We start from the raw sequence: 24,357 nt of genomic DNA on the forward strand, positions 1-24,357 counted from the left end.
GCGCGGCTCAGCCGAAGCGCGGCGCGCGCTTTTCGAGGAAGGCGGCGGCGCCTTCGGCGAAATCGCGGCTGGCGAAGGCGTCGTCGAACGCGGCCTGCGCCTGCGCCAGGTCGATGCCGGCATCGCCGCCAAGATGGCCGAGCACGGTCTTGATGCCGCGCCGCGCCTGCCCCGAGCTCGCCAGCAACAGTTGCAGCTGCGCCTGCTCCAGCGCTTCCAGGCCATCGTCGCCGGCCAGCTGGTTGACCAGGCCCCAGTCCAGCGCGGTGGCCGCATCGAGCAGGCGCCCGGTCAGCAGCATCTCCCGCGCGCGCGCCAGGCCCACGGTGTTGACCAGCCGGCGGCTGTCGTCCGGGCTGTAGACTAGGCCGAGCTTGGCGGGGGTGATGGCAAAGCGGGCGCGCGGGCTGGCCAGGCGCAGGTCGCAGGCCAGCGCCAGGCCGAGGCCGCCGCCGACGCAGGCGCCGTCGATCACCGCCAGCGTGGTCTGCGGCAGGCGCTGCAGCTTCAGCTGGGTGCGCTGCACCTGGGCGTTGCTGGCGGCGAAGGCGCCGGGCGCGGCCAGCAGCTGGCCCAGCTCGTCGATGTCGGCGCCGGCGCTGAACGCGCCGGGCACGCCGGCCAGCACCACGACCTGGGCATCGCTGGCGGCGACGGCGTCCAGCGCGGCCTCGAGCGCGGCCCAGTGAGGAGTGGCCAGGGCGTTGCGCTTGTCCGGGCGGCGGATGCCGATGCGGGCGAGCGCGCCGTCACGGTTCCAGGCAATCACGGTGTCTTCAGCGATCATGGCCGATCCTTTTGTCATATCGTTATAGCATTAAGCCAAAGGAGGGTGAAGCGACAATGTCACAGGACACGCTGGCCGCACTGCTGAGTTCCAACGCGCACAAACTGCTGCGCAACGACCTGCCGACGCCGCTCTACCACCAGATGTTCAGCCTGCTGCGCGACCGCATCCTCAACGGCGAGATCCCGCGCGGCAGCCGCATCCCCACCGAGTTCGACCTGGCCGAGGGCTTCGGCGTCTCGCGCATCACCGCCAAGCGGGCGCTGGACGAGCTGGCCGCCGAAGGCCTGGTCGAGCGCCGCCGCGGCAAGGGCACGCACGTCATCCACCGTTCGCGGCCCAAGCCGATGCACAGCCCGCTCACCGGGCTGCTGGAAAGCCTGGAGGTGCTGGCCGAGCACACCCGCGTGCAGTTGCTGCAGTTCCGCCGCGCGGTGCCGCCGGAACCGATCCGGGCGCTGTTCGACAGCGGCCCGCGCGACACCCTGGTGCACGCCATCCGCCTGCGCCTGCGCGGCGACACCCCGTTCGGCTACTACAGCAGCTGGACCCGCACCGAGCACCCGGAATTCAACGAGGCGCGGCTGGCCAGCACCTCGCGCCTGAAGCTGTTCAAGACCGTGGGCATCCAGATCCGGCAGGTCGAGCAGGTGCTGTCCGCGGTCAACGCCGACGCCATCAGCGCCATGCACCTGAAGGTCGAGCCCGGCACCGCCCTGCTCTCGCTGGAGCGCCGCTCCTATGACGGCGACGGCCGCCTGCTGGACCTGCTGGCGGTGCAGTACCGCCCCGACCAGTTCACCTACCAGATGACCCTGGACGTGGACGACGCCACGGCCTGAGCGGCCGCTCTCCCGACACGACCCTGCCCGGCGGCGGCCTCCGCCGCGACGGCCGTGCGCGCGATTCGCCACCCGAAGCGGTGATGCGCCTCATGTGATGTGACATCACGTGAGGTGAGGCGCTGTCACAGCGCAGGGGCGCGGCGTGTGCGCCACCGCCCCCATTGCCACGGCGGCCATTTAGACATATAGATATATCATTAGTATTACCTGCACCAACGGAGTGCCGTGGACCCGTTCACCGCCCAATCGCTGAAAGGCGTGCTGCGCCGCGACCTGCCCGCGCCGCTGTACCACCAGCTCCAGGCATTCCTGCGCGGGCTCATCGAGCGCGGCGAGATCGCCGACGGCGAGCGGCTGCCGCGCGAGGAGGAACTGGCGCGCTGCCTGGGCATTTCCCGGGTCACGGTGCGGCAGGCGCTGCAGCCGCTGGCCGAACAGGGCCTGCTGCTGCGCCAGCGCGGCCTTGGCACCCGCGTATGCGGCGGGCGCCCGGGCGGCGGCCACGGCATCCCGATGCCGTTGAAGGCGCCGCTGGGCGAACTGATGCACAGCCTGGACATCCTGGCCGAGCACACGCGCGTGCGGCTGCTGGGCTGGGAACGCGCGGTGCCGCCGGCGCCGGTGCGCGCGTCGTTCGACAGCGGGCCGGACGAGACGCTTGTGCGCTGCGTGCGCGTGCGCTACCGCCACGGCCTTCCGTTCGGCTACTACGCCAGCTGGACCCGCACCGACCACCCCGATTTCGACGCCGACCACCTGGCCCGCGGCTCGCGCATCGCGTTGTTCCGCCGCTGCGGCATCGGCTTTTCGCAGGTCAGGCAGAGCGTCTCGGCGCAGCGCGTGGGCGCGTTGCCGGCCCTGCACCTGCAGATGACGCTCGGCCAGGCCGTGCTGACCCTGGAGCGGCGCGCCTACGGGCGCGACCGGCAGCTGCTGGACCTGCTCGAGATCCAGTACCGACCCGACCAGCTGCGCTACCAGATGCGGCTGGACCATGAGCCCGACCTGCCGGAGACCAGCGCTTGAGCGCGACGCTTGCCGAAAAAATCCTTGCCCGCGCCTGCGGCCGCGCCGCCGCGCATCCCGGGGAAATCCTCACCGCCCGCCTCGACCTGCTGATGATGCACGACTCCGGCGGACCACGGCGGGTCGCCGCGCGCCTGGAACAGCTCGGCGCCCGCGTGTGGGACGCCGACAAGGTCGTGGTGGTATCGGACCACTTCGTGCCGGCGGTGGACCTGGAAAGCGCCGACATCCTCGCCTTCACCCGGCGCTGGGCGCAGGCGCAGGGCGTGACCCACTACGACATGCTCGGCATCTGCCACGTGGTGCTGCAGGAACACGGCCACGTGCAGCCGGGCATGTTCTGCGTCGGCGGCGATTCGCACTCGCCCAGCGGCGGCGCGTTCGGCGCCTTCATGGTCGGCATGGGCGCCACCGACATCACCGGCGCGCTGGTCACCGGCGAGGTGTGGCTGCGGGTGCCGCATACCACCCGCGTGCAGCTCGACGGCGCGCTCGGCGCCGGCGTCAGCGCCAAGGACGTGATGCTGATGCTGTGCGGCGAGCACGGCATGGGCAACGAAGGCCAGGTGTTCGAGTTCGGCGGCGATGCGGTGCGGGCGCTGCCGATGCACGAGCGCCTGACCCTGTGCAACATGGCCGCCGAGCTGGGCGCGGAAACCGGCATCGTCGAGCCGGACGCGACCACGCTGGCGGCGCTGGAGGCGGCCGGCAGGCCGTTCGCCGGCGACATCGCGCAATGGCGCAGCGACGCCGACGCCGGTTACCTGCACGTGCACCGCTACGACGCCACGCGCATCGCCCCGCACGTGGCCGCGCCGCACAGTCCGGCCAACAGCCGCCCGGTCGGCGAGCACGCCCGGGTGCGCGTGGACCAGGCCTACATCGGCGCCTGCACCGGCGCCAAGCTCGCCGACCTGCACATGGCCGCGCAGGTGTTGAAGGGCCGCAAGGTCGCGCGCGGCACGCGCCTGCTGATCGCGCCGGCGTCGGTGGCGATGACCGCGCAGGCCGCCGCCGACGGCACCCTGGCCGCGTTGACCGAGGCCGGCGCGATCCTGCTGCCGTCCGGCTGCGGCGCCTGCGCCGGCATGGGCGCCGGCATGCTCGGCGGCGGCGAGACCTGCATCTCCACCACCGCGCGCAATTTCAAGGGCCGCATGGGCTCGGCGCAGGCGCAGGTCTACCTCGGCTCGCCCTACAGCGTCGCCGCCGCCGCGGTGAAGGGCGAAATCTGCGATCCGCGCGAACTGCTGGGAGAAAACGCATGAACGTCCGCGGCAAGGCCTTCGTGTTCGGCGACCGCATCGATACCGACGTGCTCGCCCCCGGCCCGTACATGCGCGAGCCGCTGGCCGTGCTCGCCAGCCACTGCCTGGAAGCGGTGGACCCGGATTTCGCGCGCGAGGTCAGGCGCGGCGACATCGTGGTCGGCGGCGAATCGTTCGGCATCGGCTCCTCGCGCGAACAGGCGGTGCAGGCGCTGGCCGAACTGGGCGTGGGCGCGATCGTCGCGCGATCGTTCGCGCGCATCTTCTACCGCAACGCGCTCAACCTCGGCGTGCCGGCGCTGGTCTGCGCCGACCTGGAAGCCGCGCGCGGCGACGAGCTGGAAGTGCGCCCGCTCGAAGGCCGCATCCTCAACCACAGCACCGGCCGCACGTTCGCCTGCGAGAAGATCCCACCGGAACTGATGGACATCGTCGCCGGTGGCGGGCTGATGCCGTGGCTGGAACGCCGGCTGGCGACGGAGCGCCGCGCATGAGCACGCCGCGCCAGGGCATCGTCCACGCCACCGTGCTCGCGCCGGACCTGGCGGCGTTGTGCGCGGCCTACACCGCGCAGCTGGCAATGACCGTGCAGCGGCACGGCACGCTCGGCGCCGCCGATGCCGCCGCGCTCGAGCTGCCGGAGCTCGCCGGTGCGCCGCTCGCCTGGTTGGCCAACAGTGCGGGCCAGCCGGTGCTGCGGGTGATCGAGGACCGCGGGGCGGTGGTCGGCGAGCCGATGTTCCGCCACGGCTGGCTGTCGCTGGAAGTGCTGGTCGGCGACATCGACGCGCTCGCCGCCGGCCTGCGCGCGCCGTTCCGCGTGCTGGGCGCACCGGCGGACCTGGAGTTCAGCGACGCCATCCGCGCCGCGCAGGTGCTGGGCCCGGCCGGCGAACTGCTCTACCTCACCCAGGTCAAGGCCGCGGTGCCGCCGTTCGACCTGCCGATGACCCGGGACGCCGTGGCGGTGCCCTTCATCGGCGTGACCAGCACGCCCGACCGTGCCGCTTCGCAGGCCGCCTGGTCGGCGCTGCTCGGCGCCGGCGGCTGGGCGTTCGATACCCGGATCACCGTGCTCAACCGCGCCCACGGCAGGCCGCTGGAAGACCGCTACCCGGTGGCGGTGGTGCCGATGCCCGGTCAATGCCTGGTCGAGATCGACCAGGTCGACCTGCCGCCCACGCCCGCGCGGCGCGGCGCCGGCCTGCACAGCCTGTGCCTGCGCCTGCCCGCACCCGATACCGCCGCCCTGCGCGGCGCCGGCTGGCGCATCCAGTCCTTGCCCGATGGGCGCCACAGCCTGCGCGGCATCGCCGGCGAGCACATCGAACTGCTGGCCCCACCGGACGCCTGAGGTCGAATCCCGTTCTCCCCGGCGAGCAGCTCGCCGCTACCGCTGGCACCGACGCAGGGACGGCGCAAGGCGCAGCCTCGCGCAGCCTGGATGGATTCCCGTGCCTGGCCCCGCCCCTCATCCGCCCTTCGGGCACCTTCTCCCACGGGGAGAAGGGGAAGACGGTGCCCCGCGTCCCTGCGGCCGCTTCGCGCGGCTGCACGGCTGCACGGCTGCACGGCATGATCCGGTGATCCGCCCGGACAATGGGAAAAGTACCCGCAGCGGATCCCGTGGAATTGCTGCAGGCGCACGCGCCGCCCAACCAACGGAACAGGCACGGCCGGCGGCCGACGCGGTATGGTGTCGCCCTTTCCGCCCTCCGAAGCCCGCCGATGCCTGCCAATCCGTCCGTTGCCGACCCGGCTCCGCCGTCGCAGAAACTGGAACGCGCGCTCAAACCGCGCCAGCTGATCATGATGGGCCTGGGCAGCGCGATCGGCGCCGGCCTGTTCCTGGGTTCGGGCGTGGGCATCCAGGCCGCCGGCCCGGCGGTGCTGTTGTCCTACCTGGTCGCCGGCACGCTGGTGATCATCATGATGCACGCCATGGGCGAGATGGCCGCGGCGCGGCCGGCCAGCGGCGCGTTCTCGGTGTACGCCGCCGACGCGCTGGGCGCCACCGCCGGCGCCACCATCGGCTGGCTGTGGTGGGTGCAGCTGGTGATCGTGATCGCCGCCGAATCGGTGGGCGCGGCCGGCCTGCTGGCGACGCTGTGGCCGCAGCTGTCGGTGCCGCTGACCTCGCTGGCGTTCATGGTGGTGTTCACCGTCATCAACCTGATGGGCGTGCGCAACTACGGCGAGTTCGAGTTCTGGTTCGCCATCCTCAAGGTCGCCGCGATCGTGGCCTTCATCCTGGTCGGCATCGCCCTGCTGTGCGGGCTGCTGCCGGGCGTGGCCTCGCCGGGCCTGTCCAACGTGTTCGACCACGGCGGCTTCGCGCCCAAGGGCCTGGCCGGCGTCGGCGCGGCGCTGCTGGTGGTGGTGTTCGCCTTCGGCGGCACCGAGATCGTGGCGGTGGCCGCCGCCGAGACCCAGGACCCCGAGCGCAGCCTGGCGCGCGCGATCCGCACCGTGGCCTGGCGCATCCTGGTGTTCTACATCGGCTCGATCGGCGTGATCATCGCCGTGGTGCCGTGGACCAGCGAATCGCTGAAATCGCCGTTCGCCGCGGTGCTGCAGGTCGCCAACATCCCCGGCGCGGCCGCGGCCATCACCCTGATCGCGGTGATCGCCCTGCTGTCGGCGCTCAACGCCAACCTCTACGGCGCCTCGCGCATGATCCATTCGCTGGCCGCGCGCGGCGAAGCGCCGCGCGGCCTGGCGCGCGTCAGCCGCAGCCAGGTGCCGGTGCTGGCGGTGCTGGCCAGCGTGCTGTTCGGTTTCGCCGCCACCGTGCTGGAGCTGCTGTACCCGGACCGGGTGCTGCCGGTGCTGCTGAACGTCGTCGGCTCGACCTGCCTGCTGGTGTGGACCATCACCCTGGTCTCGCAGCTGATCCTGCGTCGCCGCGCCGAACGCCTGGGCACGCCGCTGCCGTTCCGCATGGCCGGCTTCCCCTACCTGACGGTGCTGGCGCTGGCGATCCTGGTGCTGATCTTCGCGCTGCTGCTGTCGGCGCCGGAAACCCGCCTGCAGTTCCTGTCGATGGCCGCGCTGACCGCCGGCATCGCCGTGGTCAGTGGCCTGGCACGACGCTTCCGCGGCGGCTGAGCACGCCGCCGGGCCCGGGAATGCCGGGCCCGTTGCGCGCCGGGCTTGTATTGGCGCGCGGGTAACGGCAGGCTCCGCCCAACCGAGGCCCGCCATGCCCACTCCCGATCCCCGCGTCGATGCCTACATCGCCAGCGCCGCCGCCTTCGCGCAGCCGATCCTGCGCGAGATCCGCCAGCGCGTGCACGCCGCCTGCCCCGATGCCGAGGAAGCGATCAAATGGGGCATGCCGGCCTTCCTGCACCGCGGCAGGCTGCTGTGCGGCATGGCCGCGTTCAAGGCGCATGCCGCGCTGAACCTGTGGTCGCGCGACGGCGGGGACCGCGGCGCCGGCGAGGGCATGGGCCAGTACGGCCGGCTGCTGTCGGTCGCCGACCTGCCCGGCAAACGCGAATTCGCCGCCCAGCTGCGCCAGGCCATGCAGCGCCTCGACGATGGCGCGCCGGCACTCAAGCGCACGCCGCGGCCGCCGCTACCCATGCTGCCGGCCTTCGCGCAGGCGCTGGCCGCGGCACCGCAGGCCAGGGCCACGTTCGACGGCTTCGCGCCCGGCGCCCAGCGCGACTACCTGGAGTGGATCGGCGAGGCCAGGCGCGAAACCACCCGCCAGCAGCGCATCGCCCAGGCCATCGAATGGCTGGAACAGGGCAGGCGCCGCCACTGGAAGCACGAAAGGCATTGACGCCGGCCCCGCCAACGATTCCACTTGCCCCCGAAAGCACGACCCGACTCCCCACGCAACGCCATGACCGACCTCGAAGACCTCATCCAGCGCGCCATCGACCCTTCATCCGTCAAGCTGGAAGGCACCCTCACCAATCCCCCGTCCTTCGGCGTCTATCTGGTCGAGGACACCGACGACGGCAGCCAGCACTACCGCTTCGGCAGCCATCCGGTGCGCATGCAGGAGCTGGAGGACAGGTTCGGCGGCTGCGAGCTGGAATACCTGTTCCTGTCGCGCGAGGACGCCGCGGCGGTTACCTCGGCGCTGAACAAGCGCGAGGAATGACCCCGCCGCCGTAGGAGCGGCTTCAGCCGCGAAAAGGGCATTCCCGGGAAATCGCTACTGAAATCCCCCCCTCCTTGGTCGCTGGAATCGAGGACTGCCGGTACAGCCCTTTCGCGGCTGAAGCCGCTCCTGCGGGGCGCGTGCGACGAATCCGGCCGCGCGCAAGGAGCGCCTACCCGATCACCCGCCTGAACGGCGGCAGCGCGTCAATGATGCGCTTGCCGTAGCGGCGCGTGAGCAGCCGCGAGTCGAGGATGACCACGCGGCCGGTGTCGGTGGACGTGCGGATCAGGCGCCCGGCGAACTGCGTCAGCGTGCGCAGCGCGTGCGGGATCGCGATCAGGTTGAAGGAATTCAGCCCGCGGCTCTCGAACCACTCGCTCAGCGTCGAGGTCTGCGGATCGGTCGGCACCGCGAACGGCACCTGGGTGATGACCACCGTGGTGCAGGCCTCGCCCGGCAGGTCCAGGCCCTCGCCGAACGAATTGAGCCCGAACAGCACCGAGCCCTCGCCCGCGGCGGTGCGGCGCAGGTGCTCGTCGATCATCTTCTGCTTGGCGCCCTCGCCCTGCACCAGCACCTTTTTGCGCAGCGTGGCGGGCATCAGCTCGGCCACCTTCTCCATCTTCCAGCGCGAGGTGAACAGCACGATGCTGCCCTTGTCCCAGTCCAGCTCCGCGGCCAGGTACTTCGCCACCTCCTTCGGGTGGCGTTCGCGGTCGTCCGGCGTCACCGGGAACGGCGGCACCACCAGCTGCGCCTGGTTGGCCAGGTCGAACGGCGAGGCCAGCGATACCATCTCCGCCTCTTCCGGAATGCCGTTGTCGATGGCCAGCGCCTGGAAATCGCCGCCGCCGGTGAGCGTGGCCGAGGTCATCACCACCGAATCCACCTCGTCCCACAGCAGCTTGCGCAGCACCATCGCCGCCGATACCGGCGAGCAGTGCAGCACGTGCTCGCCGTCGCGGGTCAGGGTGATCCAGCGCGCCATCGGCGGCTGGCCCTCCTTGTCCTCACGGCGCCAGCCGGCCCACAGGTCGTACTGCTGCTGGATCATCTCCAGCGCCATGCCCAGGCTGCGCTGCAGGCGTTCGTGGCCGGCGTCCTCCGGCTTGCCCTTGGCCACCTGCGCGGCGGCCGCCGTGGCCCAGTTGAGCAGGGTGCGGGTCTCGTCGGCCAGTTCTTCGATCGGCTGCTTCCACGCCTCCGGCAGGCGGCCGTTGGCGGCGCGCCACAGCGGCTCGCGCTCGTCCGGCGCCGGCGTCCATACCTGCGCGATCCCGTCGGCGAAGGCCTTGAGCAGCCTGCTGACGCGCGCGGCCGCTTCGATCGCCTCGTTCGGCAGCAGGTTGCCGAGCTTGTCCTTGTCCACCGCGCGGTACGCGCCGGCGATGACGATCTGCAGGCGCCCGGTACGCCGCGCCATGTCCTCCAGCGGCAGGCTGGCCGCGCCCTGGTCGATGGCGACGTTGCCGATGTGGTGGCCTTCGTCCAGTACCAGCAGCATGTCGCCGGGCGGGGCGATCAGCGGCTGGCCGTTGTCGGATTCGCCGATGGACAGCGCCGACAGCAGCAGCGCGTGGTTGGTCACCACGATCTGCGCTTCGCGCACCTCGTTGCGCGCGCGCAGCACCGGGCACTGCGTGGAATAGGCGCAGCGGCGCCCAGCGCAGCCCGAGGCCGGCGTGGTGATGCGCAGGCGCAGCCCGGGCGTGACCGCCTCCGGCGCGTTGTCCAGGTCGCCGTTCCAGCGCCCTTCGGTGAAGGCGCGCATCAGCCTGCCGGCCACGTCCATCTCGATCGGCGCCAGCGGCCGGTCGTAGAGCGGCACGTCGTCGCCGAACATGCTGTCCTGCGCGCCCTCGCCCTGCGCCTCGGCGGCGTTGCGCGTGCACAGGTAGCGGGTGCGGCCCTTGGCCAGCGCCACCGTGGCCTGCAGGCCGGTGGCCTTGAGGAAGTTGGGAATGTCGCGCTCGACCAGCTGCGACTGCAGCGCCACCGTGCCGGTGCTGACCACCAGCTTCTTCTTCGACGCCAGCGCGATGGGCACGCCGGCGGTCAGGTAGCCCAGGCTCTTGCCGACGCCGGTCGGCGCCTCGACCACGCCCACGCCGCCGGTCGCCAGCGCGCGCGAGACCACGCCGATCATCTGGCTCTGCGAACGCCGCGTGCTGAAGCCGGGCGTGTTGGCCTGCAGCTTCGCGTAGGCGTCGCGGATGGCCGTCTTCACTTCCTCGGTCAACGCACGCGGCGCTTCCACTTTCTCCGTCACGCCGATCCGCCGCCTGCTCCGTTCATGGCGGGCATTTTCCCATACCAGCGCGACGCATGCCCCGCAGGTGCCGGGCTTGCCCGGCACGGCAGCTTCACCGGCGCGGGTTCATGCGGGGCAAACCCCCATCTACGGCGGACATGGATCACGGCACGAAATACGCCTACGCCGGCACCATCCGTAGGTGCCGGGCTTGCCCGGCACGGGAGCTTTACCGACGTGGCTTCATGCGGACAGCCCCGTATCCACGACAAGCACGTGCCTCCGCGTGGCGCTCCGACACAAATCGCGGAGATCACTGATGCACGCCGTCGCTGCTGGGTCGATACGGTGCCGCCATGCCCAGCCCAGAACTCCGAAAAGGCCGCCATTCCATGCAGGGCGCGGTCTATGCCGTCACCGTGAACACGCGCCATCGGCAAGCCCTGTTTCGTGATGCCTCAATGGCCGAAGTCGTGCGCGAGCAACTCCGGTACAGCGACAACGAGGGCAGCAGCCAGACTCACGCCTGGGTAGTGATGCCCGATCACCTGCATTGGTTGTTCACCCTCGACCAAGGCGAGCTCTCCGCTTGCCTGCGCCGCTTCAAGTCACGATCCGCAAGGGCCATCAACCAGGTGCGGCGGCAGAGCGGCGCGATCTGGCAACCCGGCTTCTACAACCATCGCCTGCGCGATGATGAAGATCTGCGCGGACAGGCACGCTACATCGTCGCCAACCCGGTACGAGCCGGGTTGGTTGCCGACGTCCACGAATACCCGCACTGGGGATGCCAATGGATTTCGCGCCATGTGGGAATCGATGGTTCATAGCCAAAGCTTCATGCGGGGCAAGCCCCGCATCTACGCCAGGCATAGGCCTCCGCATGGAGCGCTCCGGCACAAGCCAGCCTGGAATCCCGCAGGTGCCGGACCTTGCCGGCGCGGGTTCGCGGCAATCCGCCCAGGCTCAGGCTTTCGCCTGCCCGCGCAGCGCCCTGGCCAGCGCCCAGGCCAGCAGCACGAAGCCGGCCGCTTCCAGCAGCGACAGCACGAAGTGGCCGATGCCCAGCGCGGTGTTCAGCGCGGCGATGCCGTCGAAATTGCCGGCGGCGATCAGCAGCAGCGGCAGCACCGCCAGCAGCGCGCCCAACAGCGTCGTCGCCATCAGGATCGCCAGCGCCCACAGCGCGGCGCTGCGCGCCACCGCCTTCGGTGCGCCCAGCAGCAGCACCAGCGCCACGCCCAGCGCGATCATCACCGGCAGGCGGTAACCGACCGATACCAGCAGCGAGCTCAGCAGTTGCGCCTGGTCCATGCCGCTCAGTCCGCGGTGACCAGGGTGGCGGCGCGTTCGCGCAGCCCGGCGTAGACCGCGTCGGTTTCGGGCCGCACGCCATGCCATTGCTGGAAACTCTCGGCGGCCTGCTCGACCAGCATGCCGAGGCCGTCGAAGTAGTTGCGGCAGCCGGCCGCGCGCGCCCACGCGAGGAACGGGATCGCCGCCTCGCCGTAGTTCAGGTCCACCGCGGTGGTCAGGCTGTTGACCAGCGACAGCGGCAGGCTGAAGGGCGCGCCTTCGCCGCGGCCGGCGGAGGTGGCATTGATGATCAGCTCGAAATCGCCCTGCTCGCGCAGCGCATCCCAGTACGCCGAGATGGCGCGGCCCGGTTCGCTCATCGCATCGACCAGGGCGTCGGCGCGCTCGGGCGTGCGGTTGACCACGACCAGCTCGAGGATGCCGGCATCGAGCAGCGCCGGCGCCACGCCGCGCGCGGCGCCGCCGGCGCCGAGCAGCAGCACGCGGCGCCCGCGCAGGTCCAGGCCGTGGCGGCCGGTGAGGTCGCGCACCAGGCCGATGCCGTCGGTGTTGTCGCCATGCCAGCGGTCGCCCTTGCGCAGAAGGGTGTTGACCGCGCCGGCGCGCTGCGCGCGCGAGGTGGTGGTGGCGCACAGCGCGAACGCCGCTTCCTTGTGCGGCAGGGTCACGTTGGCGCCCACGCCGCCGCCGGCGGCGAAGGCTTCCAGCGCCGCGGCGAACTCCTGCGGCGAAGCCTCGATGGCGCGGTAGTCGATCTCGATCCCCTGCGCCCTGCCGAAGGCGGCCTGGATGCGCGGCGACTGCGAGTGGGCGATGGGCTGGCCAAAGACGGCGTAGCGGGCGGCGCTCATGATGATCCTCTGCATGACCTAGACTGGCGCGATCCCTGGCTTGCGGAACCTCCATGCGGACCCGATCGCTGCTGCTCGCGCTGTCTGCGAGTCTACTCTTTGCGCCGCGGGTGACGGCACTGGCCGAGTTCGGCATCGAAGGCATCGGCGTGGTTTCCACCCGCGCCGACGAACTGCGCGCCACGCGCTCGGCCGACGGCCGGCGCCTGGTCTGGGCCAGCAACCGCGACGGCGGCGCCGGCGGCTGGGACCTGTGGCAGGCCACGTGGCAGGACCCGCGCTGGACCGAGCCGCGCCCGCTGCCGCTCGCTACCATGGCCGACGAGGTCGATCCATTCCTCAGCGCCGACGGCCACTGGCTGTACTTCGCCTCCAACCGCGACGGCGGCCACGGCGGCTACGACCTGTACCGCGCGCCGCTGCTGGACGATGGCGGCTTCGGCCCGGCGCAGAACCTCGGCGCGGGGGTCAATGGCGCCGACGACGAACGCTCGCCCGCGCTGCGCGAGGACGACGGCACCCTGCTGCTGGCCAGCAACCGTGCCGGCGGGGCCGGTGGCTGGGACCTGTGGAGCGCGCGCCGCGACGGCGACGGTTTCGCCGCACTGCGGCCGATGGCCGGCATCAATGGCGCGGGCGACGAACTGGACGGCGCCTGGCTGGCCGGTGGACGCGCGCTGGTGTTCGCGCGTGGCAACGCCGGGGGCGGCGCGCAGCTGCAGCTGTCGCATTGCCGCGACGGCCGATGGAGCGCGGCAGAACCGCTGGCGCTGTCGTTCAACACCGCCGACGGCGACACCCGCGCGGCGCTGCCCGACGCCAGCACGCCGGGCGAGCTGCTGGTCAGCGGCCATGCGCGCGCGCCGCGCGCCGGCGGTTTCGACCTGTACCGGATGCGCGCCCCGGCCAGCGATGGCGGCGGCGACTGCCGATAGGCGACGCCCTCGCCGACCGCGTGCATGGCGCGGCGGTGAGATCGGTCAAGGCGTCATGCGGGGCAAGCCCCGCATCCACGAAGCGCGAGGGTTGCGGCAGCGGGCCCGTAGGTGCCGGGCTCGCCCGGTACGGGCTCCACCGGGAAGGCGTCATGCGGGGCAAGCCCCGCATCCACGAAGCGCGAGGGTTGCGACAGCCGGCCGTAGGTGCCGGGCTCGCCCGGCACGGGCTTCACCGGGAAGGCTGCAGGCGGTGCAAGCCTCACATCCACAGAGTGCGAGGGTTGCGGCAGCGCGCCCGTAGGTACCGGGCTTGCCCGGTACGGGCTCCACCGGGAAGGTTTCATGCGGGGCAAGCCCCGCACCTACGGTTGGCTGTCGTTGTCAGGGGCCGGCTTCCCGGCGAGCACGTCGGCGCGACGCCGCTCGTACTCGACCTCGCTGATCCGGCCGCTCTGCTGCAGCCCGGCCAGTTCGCGCAGCAGTGCGTCGATCTCCGGCGATTGCGGCGACTGCCGCTGCAAGCGCTGCGCGGCCGACGGCAGTTCCGGCGGGCGCCGCGCGGCGCGGAGCACGGCGGCGATCACCAACCCGATCACCACCGCGAACGCGGTCACGCCGACCACCCATACCCCCCACTGCCAGGGCTGCATGCCGGGTGCGTCCATCTCAGCCTTCCCGCAGCCAGCGCGCGATCTGCGGCGCGTAGTAGGTCAGCACGCCATCGGCGCCGGCGCGCTTGAAGCCGACCATGGTCTCCATCACGCAGCGGCGCTCGTCCAGCCAGCCGTTGGCGGCGGCCGCCTTGAGCATCGCGTACTCGCCGCTGACGTGGTAGGCGAAGGTCGGCACGCCGAACTCCTGCTTCACCCGGTACACCACGTCCAGGTACGGCATGCCCGGCTTGACCATCACCATGTCCGCGCCTTCCTCCAGGTCCAGCGCGATCTCGCGCAGCGCCTCGTCGCTGTTGGCCGGGTCCATCTGGTAGGTGTGCTTGTCGGCCTTGCCGAGGTTGCCGGCGCTGCCCAGCGCGTCGCGGAACGGGCCGTAGAACGCCGAGGCGTACTTGGCCGAATAGGCCATGATGCGCGTGTTGATGTGGCCGGCGTCGTCCAGCGCCTGGCGGATCGCGCCGATGCGCCCGTCCATCATGTCCGAGGGCGAGACGATGTCCACGCCGGCCTCGGCATGCGACAGCGACTGCTTCACCAGCGCATCGACGGTGACGTCGTTGAGCACGTAGCCGCGCTCGTCGATGATGCCGTCCTGGCCGTGCACGGTGAACGGGTCCAGCGCCACGTCGGTCATCACCCCCAGCTCGGGGAAGCGCTGCTTGAGCGCGCGCACCGCGCGCTGCGCCAGGCCGTCCGGATTCCATGCCTCGGCGGCGTCGAGCGACTTGCACGCCGGATCGACCACCGGGAACAGGTCGATCACCGGCACGCCCAGCTCCAGCGCCTGCTCGGCCTCGCGCAGCAGCTCGTCGATGGACAGCCGCTCCACGCCGGGCATCGACGCCACCGGCGCGCGCCCGGCCAGTTCGTGCACGAACACCGGCCAGATCAGGTCGTCGGCGGTGAAGGTGTTCTCGCGCATCAGCCGGCGCGAAAAGGCGTCATGGCGCATGCGGCGCGGGCGGTAACGGGGATGGAACATGGCGGTACTCCGGAGACGGGGGAATGGCTTATTGCAGCAGGTAGCCCTGCGGCTGCAGCGGTTCGGGCAGCGGGCGTTCGCCCAGGGCGTCGAGCACGTCGATCTCGACGGTGCGCACCATCGCGTCCAGCGGCAGGTCATTGGGTTCCAGGCCGAAGGGCTCCTCGAGCTCCTCGCCCAGCTGGTCCAGGCCGAAGAACGCGTAGGCCAGCAGCATCGACACCACCGGCGTGGCCCAGCCCAGCGCGCCGGCCAGGCCGAACGGCAGCAGCACGCAGAACAGCCACGCGCAGCGGTGCAGCAGCAGGGTGTAGGCGAACGGCAGCGGCGTGCCGGCGATGCGCTCGCAGGCCGCCTGCACCGTGGACAGCGCGTGCAGGCGTTCCTCGAAGCGGCCGTACAGATAGGGGTCGAGCCGGCCCGCGCGCAGCGGCGCGGCCAGTTCAGCCGCGACCAGCGCCAGCAGGCCATCGGGAATGTTCCGCCGCTGCAGCACGGCCTGCTGGTCCGGCGCCAGCCATGGCGCGGCCGCGGCGGCCTCGTCGCGGCCGCGCAGGCGCGCGGCCAGCGCGTGGGCGAACCCGACCAGCAGCCGCGACACGCGCCGGCGCAGCGGCGCGTCGTCGGCCAGCAGCGCGTTGGCCTGGCGCACGAAGCTGCGCGCTTCGATCAGCAGCTGGCCCCACAGCTTGCGGCCTTCCCACCAGCGCTCGTGGCAGGCGTTGTTGCGGAAGCTCAGGAAGATCGACAGCACCAGTCCCAGCAGGGTGAACGGCGCCACCGCCAGGCCATCGGCCGCGAACGGATGATGCAGCTTGGCGAACAGGGCCACGGCCACCGCCAGCGCGCCGATCGCCAGCACCCGCGGGGCGATGGCCGGCACGATCGAACCGCGCAGGATGTACAGCAGCTGCCAGCCGCGGGGGCGGGGTCGGATGATCATCGGTGGGGGGTCGCGCCGGCTGCGGGCCCTGTGCGCCGGAACGGACTGCCGGCAGGGCCCGCCATTCTACGCCTGCCGGTCAGACGAAGCCGCCACCCAGGCTGAGGCGGATCACGCCGACCACGATCACCGCCACGTTCAGCAGCAGCCCCGCCTTGGCGCGGCTGCGGTTGCCGGCGCGGGTGAACAGCAGGGCGATGGCGGCGATGACCGCGCCGACCGCCGCGAAGGGAATCAGGAACCAGTTGCCCCAGCCCAGCAACGGGATGAAGGCCAACACCATCCACAGCAGCGCCACGATGCCCCAGACCAGGCTGATCAGTCCCATGTCGTTTCTCCAGCGGATACTGCGCGCACGATAGCCCGGAAACGCCGGCGATCAAGCACCCGGCCGGTTCGCGGCCGATTCACGCACGGGCGCCGATGATGCCCGCACCACCCACCGGGGAGTGACGCCATGAAATTCCCGCTCGCCATCGCACTGGGCATCGCCCTGGCCACCGCCGGCTGCGCCAGCACCTCCCGGGTCATGCTGGGCCAGGCGCGCGCGCCGGTCGATCCGGCCAGCGTGCAGATCTACTCCACGCCGCCGGCCGGCGCGGTGGAGATCGCCCAGCTGGAGGCCTCCAGCGCGGTCGGCTTCGGCACCCAGGGCCAGACCGACGCAGCCATCGCCCGGCTCAAGCGCGAGGCGGCCGCGCTCGGCGCCAACGGCGTGATCCTGATGGGCGTGGGCGCCGGCGGCTCGCCGGTGGGCATGTCGGTCGGCGCCGGCAGCTACGGCCGGCATACCGGCGGCGGCCTGAGCGTGGGCATCCCCACCCAGCAGAAGCGCGCCGCGGGCGTGGCGATCTGGGTGCCGCCGGGCGCCGGCAAGTAGCCCCGCGCGAGCGTCCGCCGCGAGCCGGCAATGGCAGACGCCCGGGAGGCTTCACCCTCTGCGGGAGTTTCGGGCTGAAGCTGCTTCTGCGTAAACGCAGGGAAAGGGCGCCGCATGGCGCCCTTTCTGTTTACTTCCGGCGCTGGGCCGGAATGAATACTTCATCGACCGCGGCGGCCAGCTGGTCCGGCGGCAGCAGGCCCTGGTCGAGCAGGAAATTGTTGAAGGCCAGGCGGTCGAACCGGTCGCCCAGCGCCAGTTCGGTGCGCATGCGCAGTTCCATGATCCGCGTGTAGCCGTAGAAGTAACTGCAGGCCTGGCCGGGTGCGCGCACGGTGTAGCGGTCCAGCTCCTGGGTGGCCATGGCCTCGGACAGGCCGACGCCTTCCATCAGCACCCTACGCGCCTGTTCGCGGTCGGTCAGGCCGAGGTTGAGCATCGGGTCGAGCATGGCGCGGGCGGCGCGCAGCAGACGGAACTGCAGGGCGATCATCTGCCCGTCCAGCGGTTCGAACGGCACCAGTTCGGCCTCGGCGTACAGCGCCCAGCCCTCGACGTTGACCGAGTTGAACGCGAACAGCGTACGCGCCAGCGAGATGCCGCGTTCGACCATCGCCGCGAACTGCAGGTCGTGGCCGGGCCGGCCTTCGTGCGCGCTCAGCGTCCACGCCGCCGAACCGAAGTTGAAGTCGTCGTACTGCGCCTCGCCGCCCGAGGCCGGATTGCCCAGCGGCAGCACGAAGGTGCCCTGCTGGCCGCTGTTGCCGACCAGCGGCGGCGGCAGGTAGTGCGGCGCCGGCGACGCGGCGCTCTCCGCCTCGCTGCCCAGGCGCATCTGCAGCGGCCGCTGCGGCACGTCGACGATGCGCTGGCGGCGGATGATCGGGTCGATGGCATCGATGACGCCGCGGTAGTGCGCCTGCAGGCGGTCGTTGCCGATCTTGTCCTGCTTCAGCGCGCGGATCACCGCGACTGGGTCGTTCGCATCCCCGACCTTCAGACCCTTGGCCTGCACCACCAGCGGCGCCAGCTGGCGCATCATCGCGCGGGTTTCCATGTACTCCAGCTGCGCGCGCTGCACCAGCAGCGCCGGATCGACGTCCACGCCCACGTCCTTGAGCTGGAAGGCATACAGCTCCGGCGGCAGGCGCGTGTCGGTGCGCGCCTGTGGCAGCACCTCCTGCCGCGTCCAGGCGATGTAGTCCTTCATCTGCGTGGACAGCGTGGCCAGCGCCTCGTCGGCGCCCTCGATGTCGTATTCGGCGAACAGCTTGCCGATGCCGGCGATGTAGGTATCGACGTTGGCCAGCGCCTGCTCGACCTCGATCTTCGTCGGCTGCAGCAGGCCCGGCGTGCCGCTCCTTTCGGTGTAGCGCTGCCGCGCCAGCGTGGCCAGCGGCTGCGTGCCCGGCGCCTGGCCGATATAGGCCTTGAGCCGGTCCAGCGCCCTGGCGCGGCGTTCCGGCGCGACCTGCGCGGAAAGCAGGCCGTTGAGCCCGCCGAACACGCTCTGCGGCACGTCCACCCACGGCATCAGGTGCTGCTCCTCGAGCGCGCTGCCCTCGATGCTGCGCCCGGCCGCGGCGATCATGATCTCCAGGTCCTGGCGCACGTTGGGGTCGCGTTCGAGCTGGAGCTTTTCGCGCAGCTGCGCGCGCGCCTTCTCCAGCGCGGCGCGATAGCGCGCGGCGTTGTCCGGGCCCAGGTCGACGACCTTGTCGTCATAACCCGGCACGCCGAAGAAACTGGCCATCTCCGGCCGGAACGGCGCCTGCGCGCGCAGCAGGATCTGCGCCAGCTCGTTGCTGTGCGCCACCCACGCCGGCGCGGCCGGAGCGGCCTTGGACGCAGGCGTGGCGGCCGCGGCCAGCGGCAGCGGCGCGACCAGGGCAAGGGCGACGGCGAGGACGATGGGTTTCATGCGCGCGGCTCCGGAAGGGGAGCCGTGACCCTACGCAGTCAGCGGCAACGCGGCAAGATCGTGCAGTCGCGGTCGCGCGCGTCGCGCAGGTCCACCGGCGCATGCCGGTGCGGCAGCTCGGCCTGCAGGCGCTGATAGAACCAGCGCCCTTCGCTGCGCAGCGCGCGTACGCCCAGCTTGCCGCTGCCTTGCGGGCCTTCGATGCGGATGACCATGTCGGCGCTGCCACCGTCGCCGAACTGGCTGATGCTGCCGAACGGAAATGGCTTGGCCCGCAGCGGCCGGCCGAGCGCGGCGCCCACTTCCGGATCGCGACCAGCGCGCACAAGCGCCTCGCGGTAGGGCTCGCTGCTTTCCAGCGGCGCGGCCATCTGCCGCAGTCCCATCCAGTAGGTCAGCGACCAGCCGCCGACGATCAGCAGCGCGACCAGCGGCAGCGCCCACCGGAGGTTGCGCTGCAGCCAGTTGCGCGGCGGCCGCTGGCCGGGCGGGCGAGCGCCCGGCAAGGGAGGTGGCAGCGACGACATCCGTGTCCTTCCCGCCCGCTCAGGGCTTGAGGCAGCGCGCGAGGAAGTTCTCGGCGATGCGGTAGCGGTGCAGCGCGTTGCTGCCGGACAGGCCGTGCTTGGCGCCCGGGTAGGTCATCAGCTCGAACGGCTGGCCGCGCTTCTGCAGCGCGCTCATCAGGCTGGTCGAGTTGGTGAACAGCACGTTGTCGTCGGCCATGCCATGGATCAGCAGCAGCGGCGAGGTCAGCCCGTCGATATGGCTGAGGATGCGCCCCTCGCGGTAGCCGTCGGGATTGGCCGCCGGCAGGTTCATGTAGCGCTCGGTGTAGTGCGTGTCGTACAGGCCCCAGTCGGTGACCGGCGCACCGGCCACGCCGCAGGCGTACTGGTCCGACGCCTTGGCCAGCAGCATCAGCGTCATGTAGCCGCCGTTGGACCAGCCCTGCACGCCGATGCGCGCGCCATCCACCCATGGCTGCTGCTTCAACCACTTGATGCCTTCGAGCTGGTCGGCCACTTCCACCGTGCCCTGCACGCCGTACAGCGCGCCGCCGAAATCGCGGCCGCGGCGCGGCGTGCCACGGTTGTCCAGCGAGAACACCACGTAGCCGCGCTGCGCCAGGTACTGGTTGAACAGGTGGTCGCCGCGGCCGGGCCAGCTGTCGGTGACGGTCTGCGACGCCGGGCCGCCGTAGACATAGACCACCACCGGGTACTTCTTCGCCGGGTCGAAGCCGGCCGGCTTGATCAGGCTGAAGTTCAGCTGCGTGCGGCCATCGGCGGCCGCCAGCCTGTCGAACTCGACCGGCAGCTGCGCGTCGCGGTACTTCGCGTACGGATGCGACGGGTCGGCCAGGTCGTTGTCCAGCAGCGTGGCGATCTTCTCGCCATTGGCGCGGTACAGCTCGATCTGCGGCGGCGTGCTGCTGTTGGACCAGCTGTCCACGTAGACGCTGGCGTTGTTGGCGAACGCGGCGCTGTGCATGCCGGGCGCGCGCGACAGCCTGACCGGCGCGCCACCGGCCAGCGGCACGGCATGGATCTCGCTGCGCAGCGCCGATTCGACGCCGGCGCGGAAGTAGACCTTGCCGGCGGCCTCGTCCACGGCCAACAGTTCGTCCACCGGCCAGTCGCCCGAGGTCAGCGGGGTGAGCGTGGCGCCGTCCTCGCTGGCCAGGTACAGGTGCTCGAAGCCGCTGCGCTCGGACGACCACAGGAAGCGGCCATCCTTGAGGAAACGCAGGTCGTTGTGCAGCGGCACCCAGGTCCGGCTGGTCTCGGTGACCAGGGTGCGCTGGCGGCCATCGGCCAGCGTGGTTTCGATCAGCTCCAGCTTCTTCTGGTCGCGGCTCTGGCGCTGAAAGGTCAGGCGCTGCGGATCGCGCCAGGTGACGCGGGCCAGGTAGATGTCCTGCTCCTTGCCCAGGTCCACCCAGGTCGGCGCGGCACCGGCGCGCGGCGCCACCACGCCGAGCCTGACCAGCACGTTGCGGTCGCCGGCCGCCGGGTAGCGCTGCTCGATCATCTCCACGCGGTCGGCGTACATCTCATAGCGCTTCTGCACCGGCACCGGCGATTCGTCGATGCGGGCGAAGGCGATGGCCGAGTCGTCCGGCGCCCACCAGTAGCCGGTATGGCGGTCCATTTCCTCGTCGGCGACGAATTCGGCCACGCCGTTGCCGACGGTGGCGCTGCCGTCATGGGTCAGCTGCAGCGGCTTGCCGCTGGCCAGGTCGATCACCCACAGGTTGCGCTCGCGCACGAAGCTGACGAAACCGCCCTTGGGCGAGATCTTGGGGTCGGTGGCGAAGCCCTCGCCATGGGTGAGCTGGCGCACCGCCTCGCGGCCCTGCTTGCCCAGGTCGTACAGGTACAACTCGCCGCCGAGGGGGAACAGCAGGGTCTTCGCGTCGGGCGACCACTGGTAATCGACGATGCCGGTCATCGCCGCGATGCGCTGGCGCTCGCGCCGCGCCTTCTCCTCGTCGCTCAGGGTCTCGGCACCGGGCAGCACCACCTTGGAATCGACCAGCAGCCGGGTCTGGCCGCTGGCGATGTCGTATTCCCACAGGTCCAGCTGGTTGCGGTCGCTGTCCTTGCCGCGCAGGAAGGTCACGCGCGAGCCGTCCGGCGCCACCTTGGGCTTCATCAGCGTCGGCCCGGACAGCGGCGCGTTGCCAGTGATCGCTTCCAGGGTGAGTTTTTCGGCGTGGACGGCGGGCGTGGCGAGCATCATGGCAAGGGCGAGGAACAAGGGGCGCATGGGCTTCCTGTCATGGACAGAACGGATCGCGCCATCCTAGCCGAGCCGGCCCGCCCTTGCCCCTGCCGTCAGTCCCGCCCACCGCTCAGCGCCGGCCGCGCTGCTCCTCGCGCATCCGGCGGCGGATGAAGAACACCGTGAACAGCGGAATGCCCAGGATAATCAGGGCCCCGCAGATCGTCAGCCAGCCCACCGGTTGCGTCAGCATGTCGCGCAAGATCGGATGCATCGTCCCCTCCCCGTGCCGTTGTCGATGGAGGCAGCGTAGGGGCGCCGGCCGCGGCTGGCCTTGCGCAGGATCAATCGGCGGCGGGAGGCGCCAGCCGTCGTGGCGGGCGGCAACCCCACTGTGCTTCCATCGGCCTCCCTGCTTCCTCCAACGCCACGGCCGCCATGACCGATCCCTCTCCGCACCTGCGCTGGCAGACCGCCGTTCATGCCCATGCCCGCCACTTCAACGACTACATCGCCCGCGGCGACGCCCGCGACTGGGAGGGCATGGGCGATCCCGACGATGCGCCCGACCTGTCGCCCCTGCTTCCATCACTGATGGAGCAGTTGCGCGCCGCCAATGCCGGGCGGGACGCGGACGCGCTCGCGCGGTTCCGCGAACAGTGGCCGCCGCTGCACGAGGCCCTCCAGCCCTTGCTGGAGGACAACGGCCAGGGCATCGGCGCGCTGGCGGACGGCGGACGGCGGATTGCTGGTGCGGACCGTGGTACGAGCCGGGCCGGGTGCTGGCGGTGCGCGGCATGGAGGTGCACGCCATGCCGTCCGTGCATATGTTCGGCGCCAGCCCGGACCGGCAACTGGTCGCCCTGGCCATCGGCGGCCACATCGAGATCCGGCGCGGCGACGAACCTGCCCCGGTGGCGAGGCTGCCGCTTCCACGCGGCGATGAAGCGCTTCCTGCCGTGCTGGCGGCGCTGGCCGAGAACGAGCCGGTGATCCGGCAGCTGATTCCGTTCAACGACGGCCGCCGCGCGGTGGTGGTGCAGCACGATCAGCGCCCGCCGACGGCCGCATGCTGGCCGTGGGCAGCCATTCCGGCACCGTGCATCTGCTCGACCTGGCCTCCGCCGCCCATCCCGAGCAGGTCGGCGTGCGCGCGCACCGCGAGGTGCGCTGCTGGCTGTTCTGGAAACAGGAAGCCGCGCCACTGGCGTGGTGACCGCATCGCCGGCTCACGGGTGCGCCGCCGGCGCGACGCACCATCTGATGCCGGCCGTTGGTCAACGCCTGCCGAACAACTGCTGCCGCTCTTCCTCGCTCAACGGCTTGCCCGCATCCGGGTTCACCGTCGGGCCCAGCGCGTAGGCGCGCTGCGTGGCTGGGCGCATGGCGATGGCCTGGTGCCAGCGGTGCAGGTGCGGGAAGGCGTCGAAGTCGGCCGGCAGCTTGCTGTAGGCGCCGATCCACGGGTAGCTGGCCATGTCGGCGATGCCGTACTCGTCGCCGGCCAGGTAGGTCGATTCGGACAGGCGCTTGTCCATCACCCGGTGCAGGCGCCGCACCTCGCTGTCGTAGCGCTCGATGGCGTAGGGAATGCGCTCGGGCGCGTAGACGTTGAAGTGGCCCATCTGCCCGCTCATCGGCCCCAGCCCGCCCATCTGCCAGAACAGCCATTCCAGCGCGGCGGCGCGGCCGCGCAGGTCGGCGGGCAGGAAGCGGCCGGTCTTCTCGGCCAGGTACAGCAGGATCGCGCCGGATTCGAACACGCTCAGCGGCGCGCCGCCGTCGGCCGGGGCGTGGTCGACGATGGCCGGCATCTTGTTGTTGGGCGAGATGGCCAGGAAATCGGGCTGGAACTGGTCGCCCTTGCCGATGTTGACCGGCACCAGGCGGTACGGCAGCCCGGCTTCTTCCAGGAACAGGGTGATCTTGTGGCCGTTGGGGGTGGGCCAGTAGTAGAGGTCGATCATGAATGCGTCTCCGTGGGGGACCGTGACCGGGGATCGATACGGTAGCGCTTGGCAGCCTACCGGACGACCGTTAACCTGCCGCCTTTCCGCAACGCAGCATCCCTGCCATGTCCGAACACAAACCGCTGAGCCCCCTCCCGGCCCTGATCTTCGCCTCGCGCTGGCTGCAGCTGCCGCTCTACCTCGGCCTGATTGTCGCCCAGGGCGTCTACGTCTATCTGTTCGGGCACGAGTTGTGGCACCTGATCACCCATGCGACCAGTTGGACCGAGCAGCAGATCATGCTGATCGTGCTCGGCCTGATCGACGTGGTGATGATCTCCAACCTGCTGGTGATGGTCATCGTCGGCGGCTACGAGACCTTCGTCTCGCGCCTGGGCCTGCAGGGCCATCCGGACCAGCCGGAGTGGCTCAGCCACGTGAACGCATCGGTGCTGAAGGTGAAACTGGCGATGGCGATCATCGGCATCTCCTCGATCCACCTGCTCAAGACCTTCATCGAGGCCGGCCAGCTGGGCCTGCCGCTGTGCGGGTCGCAGCTGGCCGCGGGCGTGGCCTGCACCAAGTTCACCTCCACCGGCGTGATGTGGCAGACCATCATCCACTGCGTGTTCATCCTGTCGGCGGTCGGCATCGCCTGGACCGACAAGCTGATGTCCAACGGCCATTCGAAGCCGAACGCGCACTGACCCGGCCGGTGGCCGCCGCCCTTGGCGGCCATCGACTTCGGCCGCCGCCCGGCCCCGATCTCGTGCTGGCGCGGCGGCAATGCTAGATTCGCCCTTCGCCCCGGGTCCGGCCGGCGTCGGGAAACGCCGCGCATCATGACGGCCCGGGCCAGCAACCATTCGCGTTCGTCG

At 71.1% G+C, this 24,357-nt stretch carries 27 protein-coding genes; 14 read left to right on the plus strand and 13 right to left on the minus strand.

The annotated features are described in order from the left end of the window. Nucleotides 1-7 precede the first annotated feature (7 nt). The gene (locus ABTV91_RS01425) at nucleotides 8-787 is read right to left on the minus strand and encodes an enoyl-CoA hydratase/isomerase family protein (protein WP_433852872.1); all 780 of its coding nucleotides are present in this window, start codon (nucleotides 785-787) and stop codon (nucleotides 8-10) included. A gap of 56 nt (nucleotides 788-843) precedes the next feature. On the opposite strand from ABTV91_RS01425, the gene ABTV91_RS01430 reads away from it, so the two are divergent. The 8 genes from ABTV91_RS01430 to ABTV91_RS01465 all read left to right on the plus strand — a co-directional run bounded on the left by ABTV91_RS01430 (nucleotide 844) and on the right by ABTV91_RS01465 (nucleotide 8,043). After that, nucleotides 844-1,629, plus strand: a complete 786-nt coding sequence (locus ABTV91_RS01430) for a GntR family transcriptional regulator (protein WP_433852873.1) — start codon at nucleotides 844-846, stop codon at nucleotides 1,627-1,629. 228 nt (nucleotides 1,630-1,857) lie between these two features. After that, on the plus strand, nucleotides 1,858-2,658 hold the full coding sequence (locus ABTV91_RS01435) for a GntR family transcriptional regulator (protein WP_433852874.1): 801 nt from the start codon (nucleotides 1,858-1,860) through the stop codon (nucleotides 2,656-2,658). Further along, nucleotides 2,655-3,926: an aconitase/3-isopropylmalate dehydratase large subunit family protein gene (locus ABTV91_RS01440; RefSeq protein WP_433852875.1), complete on the plus strand. Its 1,272-nt coding sequence runs from the start codon at nucleotides 2,655-2,657 to the stop codon at nucleotides 3,924-3,926. The genes ABTV91_RS01435 and ABTV91_RS01440 overlap by 4 nt, the downstream gene beginning before the upstream one ends. Then, nucleotides 3,923-4,420, plus strand: a complete 498-nt coding sequence (locus ABTV91_RS01445; protein WP_433852876.1) for a 3-isopropylmalate dehydratase — start codon at nucleotides 3,923-3,925, stop codon at nucleotides 4,418-4,420. The genes ABTV91_RS01440 and ABTV91_RS01445 overlap by 4 nt, the downstream gene beginning before the upstream one ends. Continuing rightward, nucleotides 4,417-5,280, plus strand: coding sequence for a hypothetical protein (locus tag ABTV91_RS01450; protein WP_433852877.1), 864 nt, complete (start codon nucleotides 4,417-4,419; stop codon nucleotides 5,278-5,280). Before ABTV91_RS01445 ends, ABTV91_RS01450 begins: the two co-directional genes overlap by 4 nt. Before the next feature lie 374 nt (nucleotides 5,281-5,654). Continuing rightward, nucleotides 5,655-7,034, plus strand: coding sequence for an amino acid permease (locus ABTV91_RS01455; RefSeq protein WP_433852878.1), 1,380 nt, complete (start codon nucleotides 5,655-5,657; stop codon nucleotides 7,032-7,034). A 94-nt stretch (nucleotides 7,035-7,128) separates the two neighbouring features. Further along, nucleotides 7,129-7,716, plus strand: coding sequence for a YdeI/OmpD-associated family protein (locus tag ABTV91_RS01460; RefSeq protein ID WP_433852879.1), 588 nt, complete (start codon nucleotides 7,129-7,131; stop codon nucleotides 7,714-7,716). 63 nt (nucleotides 7,717-7,779) lie between these two features. Continuing rightward, nucleotides 7,780-8,043, plus strand: coding sequence for a hypothetical protein (locus ABTV91_RS01465; RefSeq protein WP_433852880.1), 264 nt, complete (start codon nucleotides 7,780-7,782; stop codon nucleotides 8,041-8,043). Between the two features lie 172 nt (nucleotides 8,044-8,215). On the opposite strand, the gene dinG is transcribed toward ABTV91_RS01465, so the two are convergent. After that, a complete protein-coding gene (dinG, locus tag ABTV91_RS01470; protein WP_433852881.1) occupies nucleotides 8,216-10,315 on the minus strand; it encodes an ATP-dependent DNA helicase DinG in 2,100 nt (699 codons plus the stop codon). Nucleotides 10,316-10,653: 338 nt separating this feature from the next. On the opposite strand from dinG, the gene ABTV91_RS01475 reads away from it, so the two are divergent. Then, nucleotides 10,654-11,127 carry an REP-associated tyrosine transposase gene (locus ABTV91_RS01475; RefSeq protein WP_433852882.1) on the plus strand — a complete coding sequence of 158 codons (474 nt, stop codon included), beginning with the start codon at nucleotides 10,654-10,656 and terminating at the stop codon, nucleotides 11,125-11,127. 136 nt (nucleotides 11,128-11,263) lie between these two features. Here ABTV91_RS01475 and ABTV91_RS01480 read toward each other — a convergent pair whose 3' ends face one another. Both ABTV91_RS01480 and aroE read right to left on the minus strand, forming a co-directional pair. After that, nucleotides 11,264-11,611, minus strand: coding sequence for a hypothetical protein (locus tag ABTV91_RS01480; RefSeq protein WP_433852883.1), 348 nt, complete (start codon nucleotides 11,609-11,611; stop codon nucleotides 11,264-11,266). 5 nt (nucleotides 11,612-11,616) lie between these two features. Continuing rightward, entirely contained in the window at nucleotides 11,617-12,465 is an 849-nt protein-coding gene (aroE, locus tag ABTV91_RS01485; RefSeq protein WP_433852884.1) for a shikimate dehydrogenase, read from the minus strand. Between the two features lie 53 nt (nucleotides 12,466-12,518). Here aroE and ABTV91_RS01490 point away from each other — a divergent pair, with 53 nt between their 5' ends. Then, the gene (locus ABTV91_RS01490; protein ID WP_433852885.1) at nucleotides 12,519-13,400 is read left to right on the plus strand and encodes a TolB family protein; all 882 of its coding nucleotides are present in this window, start codon (nucleotides 12,519-12,521) and stop codon (nucleotides 13,398-13,400) included. Nucleotides 13,401-13,765: 365 nt separating this feature from the next. On the opposite strand, the gene ABTV91_RS01495 is transcribed toward ABTV91_RS01490, so the two are convergent. From ABTV91_RS01495 to ABTV91_RS01510, 4 genes are all read right to left on the minus strand, one after another. Then, on the minus strand, nucleotides 13,766-14,068 hold the full coding sequence (locus ABTV91_RS01495; protein ID WP_433852886.1) for an SHOCT domain-containing protein: 303 nt from the start codon (nucleotides 14,066-14,068) through the stop codon (nucleotides 13,766-13,768). 1 nt (nucleotide 14,069) lies between these two features. Continuing rightward, on the minus strand, nucleotides 14,070-15,059 hold the full coding sequence (gene hemB, locus ABTV91_RS01500; protein ID WP_433852887.1) for a porphobilinogen synthase: 990 nt from the start codon (nucleotides 15,057-15,059) through the stop codon (nucleotides 14,070-14,072). A 28-nt stretch (nucleotides 15,060-15,087) separates the two neighbouring features. Then, the gene (locus ABTV91_RS01505; RefSeq protein ID WP_433852888.1) at nucleotides 15,088-16,002 is read right to left on the minus strand and encodes a bestrophin family protein; all 915 of its coding nucleotides are present in this window, start codon (nucleotides 16,000-16,002) and stop codon (nucleotides 15,088-15,090) included. A gap of 79 nt (nucleotides 16,003-16,081) precedes the next feature. Next, nucleotides 16,082-16,324 carry a hypothetical protein gene (locus ABTV91_RS01510; protein ID WP_433854090.1) on the minus strand — a complete coding sequence of 81 codons (243 nt, stop codon included), beginning with the start codon at nucleotides 16,322-16,324 and terminating at the stop codon, nucleotides 16,082-16,084. A gap of 135 nt (nucleotides 16,325-16,459) precedes the next feature. Here ABTV91_RS01510 and ABTV91_RS01515 point away from each other — a divergent pair, with 135 nt between their 5' ends. Continuing rightward, on the plus strand, nucleotides 16,460-16,882 hold the full coding sequence (locus tag ABTV91_RS01515) for a hypothetical protein (protein WP_433852889.1): 423 nt from the start codon (nucleotides 16,460-16,462) through the stop codon (nucleotides 16,880-16,882). A gap of 130 nt (nucleotides 16,883-17,012) precedes the next feature. Here the strand turns inward: ABTV91_RS01515 and ABTV91_RS01520 are convergent, their stop codons facing one another. From ABTV91_RS01520 to ABTV91_RS01535, 4 genes are all read right to left on the minus strand, one after another. Then, nucleotides 17,013-18,803, minus strand: a complete 1,791-nt coding sequence (locus ABTV91_RS01520; protein ID WP_433852890.1) for a DUF885 domain-containing protein — start codon at nucleotides 18,801-18,803, stop codon at nucleotides 17,013-17,015. Between the two features lie 38 nt (nucleotides 18,804-18,841). Continuing rightward, nucleotides 18,842-19,330, minus strand: coding sequence for a cytochrome c oxidase assembly factor Coa1 family protein (locus tag ABTV91_RS01525; RefSeq protein ID WP_433852891.1), 489 nt, complete (start codon nucleotides 19,328-19,330; stop codon nucleotides 18,842-18,844). Between the two features lie 19 nt (nucleotides 19,331-19,349). Further along, nucleotides 19,350-21,575 (minus strand): S9 family peptidase, encoded by a 2,226-nt coding sequence (locus ABTV91_RS01530; RefSeq protein WP_433852892.1) that lies wholly within the window; start codon nucleotides 21,573-21,575, stop codon nucleotides 19,350-19,352. Nucleotides 21,576-21,660: 85 nt separating this feature from the next. Then, the gene (locus tag ABTV91_RS01535) at nucleotides 21,661-21,804 is read right to left on the minus strand and encodes a hypothetical protein (protein ID WP_153191803.1); all 144 of its coding nucleotides are present in this window, start codon (nucleotides 21,802-21,804) and stop codon (nucleotides 21,661-21,663) included. A 164-nt stretch (nucleotides 21,805-21,968) separates the two neighbouring features. Between ABTV91_RS01535 and ABTV91_RS01540 the strand changes: the two genes are divergently transcribed. After that, the gene (locus ABTV91_RS01540; protein ID WP_433852893.1) at nucleotides 21,969-22,523 is read left to right on the plus strand and encodes a hypothetical protein; all 555 of its coding nucleotides are present in this window, start codon (nucleotides 21,969-21,971) and stop codon (nucleotides 22,521-22,523) included. Nucleotides 22,524-22,599: 76 nt separating this feature from the next. Beyond that, nucleotides 22,600-22,746: a hypothetical protein gene (locus ABTV91_RS01545; RefSeq protein WP_433852894.1), complete on the plus strand. Its 147-nt coding sequence runs from the start codon at nucleotides 22,600-22,602 to the stop codon at nucleotides 22,744-22,746. Between the two features lie 61 nt (nucleotides 22,747-22,807). On the opposite strand, the gene ABTV91_RS01550 is transcribed toward ABTV91_RS01545, so the two are convergent. Then, nucleotides 22,808-23,497, minus strand: a complete 690-nt coding sequence (locus tag ABTV91_RS01550; protein ID WP_433852895.1) for a glutathione binding-like protein — start codon at nucleotides 23,495-23,497, stop codon at nucleotides 22,808-22,810. A 107-nt stretch (nucleotides 23,498-23,604) separates the two neighbouring features. Here ABTV91_RS01550 and ABTV91_RS01555 point away from each other — a divergent pair, with 107 nt between their 5' ends. Beyond that, the gene (locus ABTV91_RS01555) at nucleotides 23,605-24,186 is read left to right on the plus strand and encodes a TIGR00645 family protein (protein ID WP_433852896.1); all 582 of its coding nucleotides are present in this window, start codon (nucleotides 23,605-23,607) and stop codon (nucleotides 24,184-24,186) included. Nucleotides 24,187-24,357 lie beyond the last annotated feature (171 nt).

The organism is Stenotrophomonas nitritireducens, from assembly GCF_050984405.1.
GTDB lineage: Bacteria > Pseudomonadota > Gammaproteobacteria > Xanthomonadales > Xanthomonadaceae > Stenotrophomonas > Stenotrophomonas nitritireducens_B.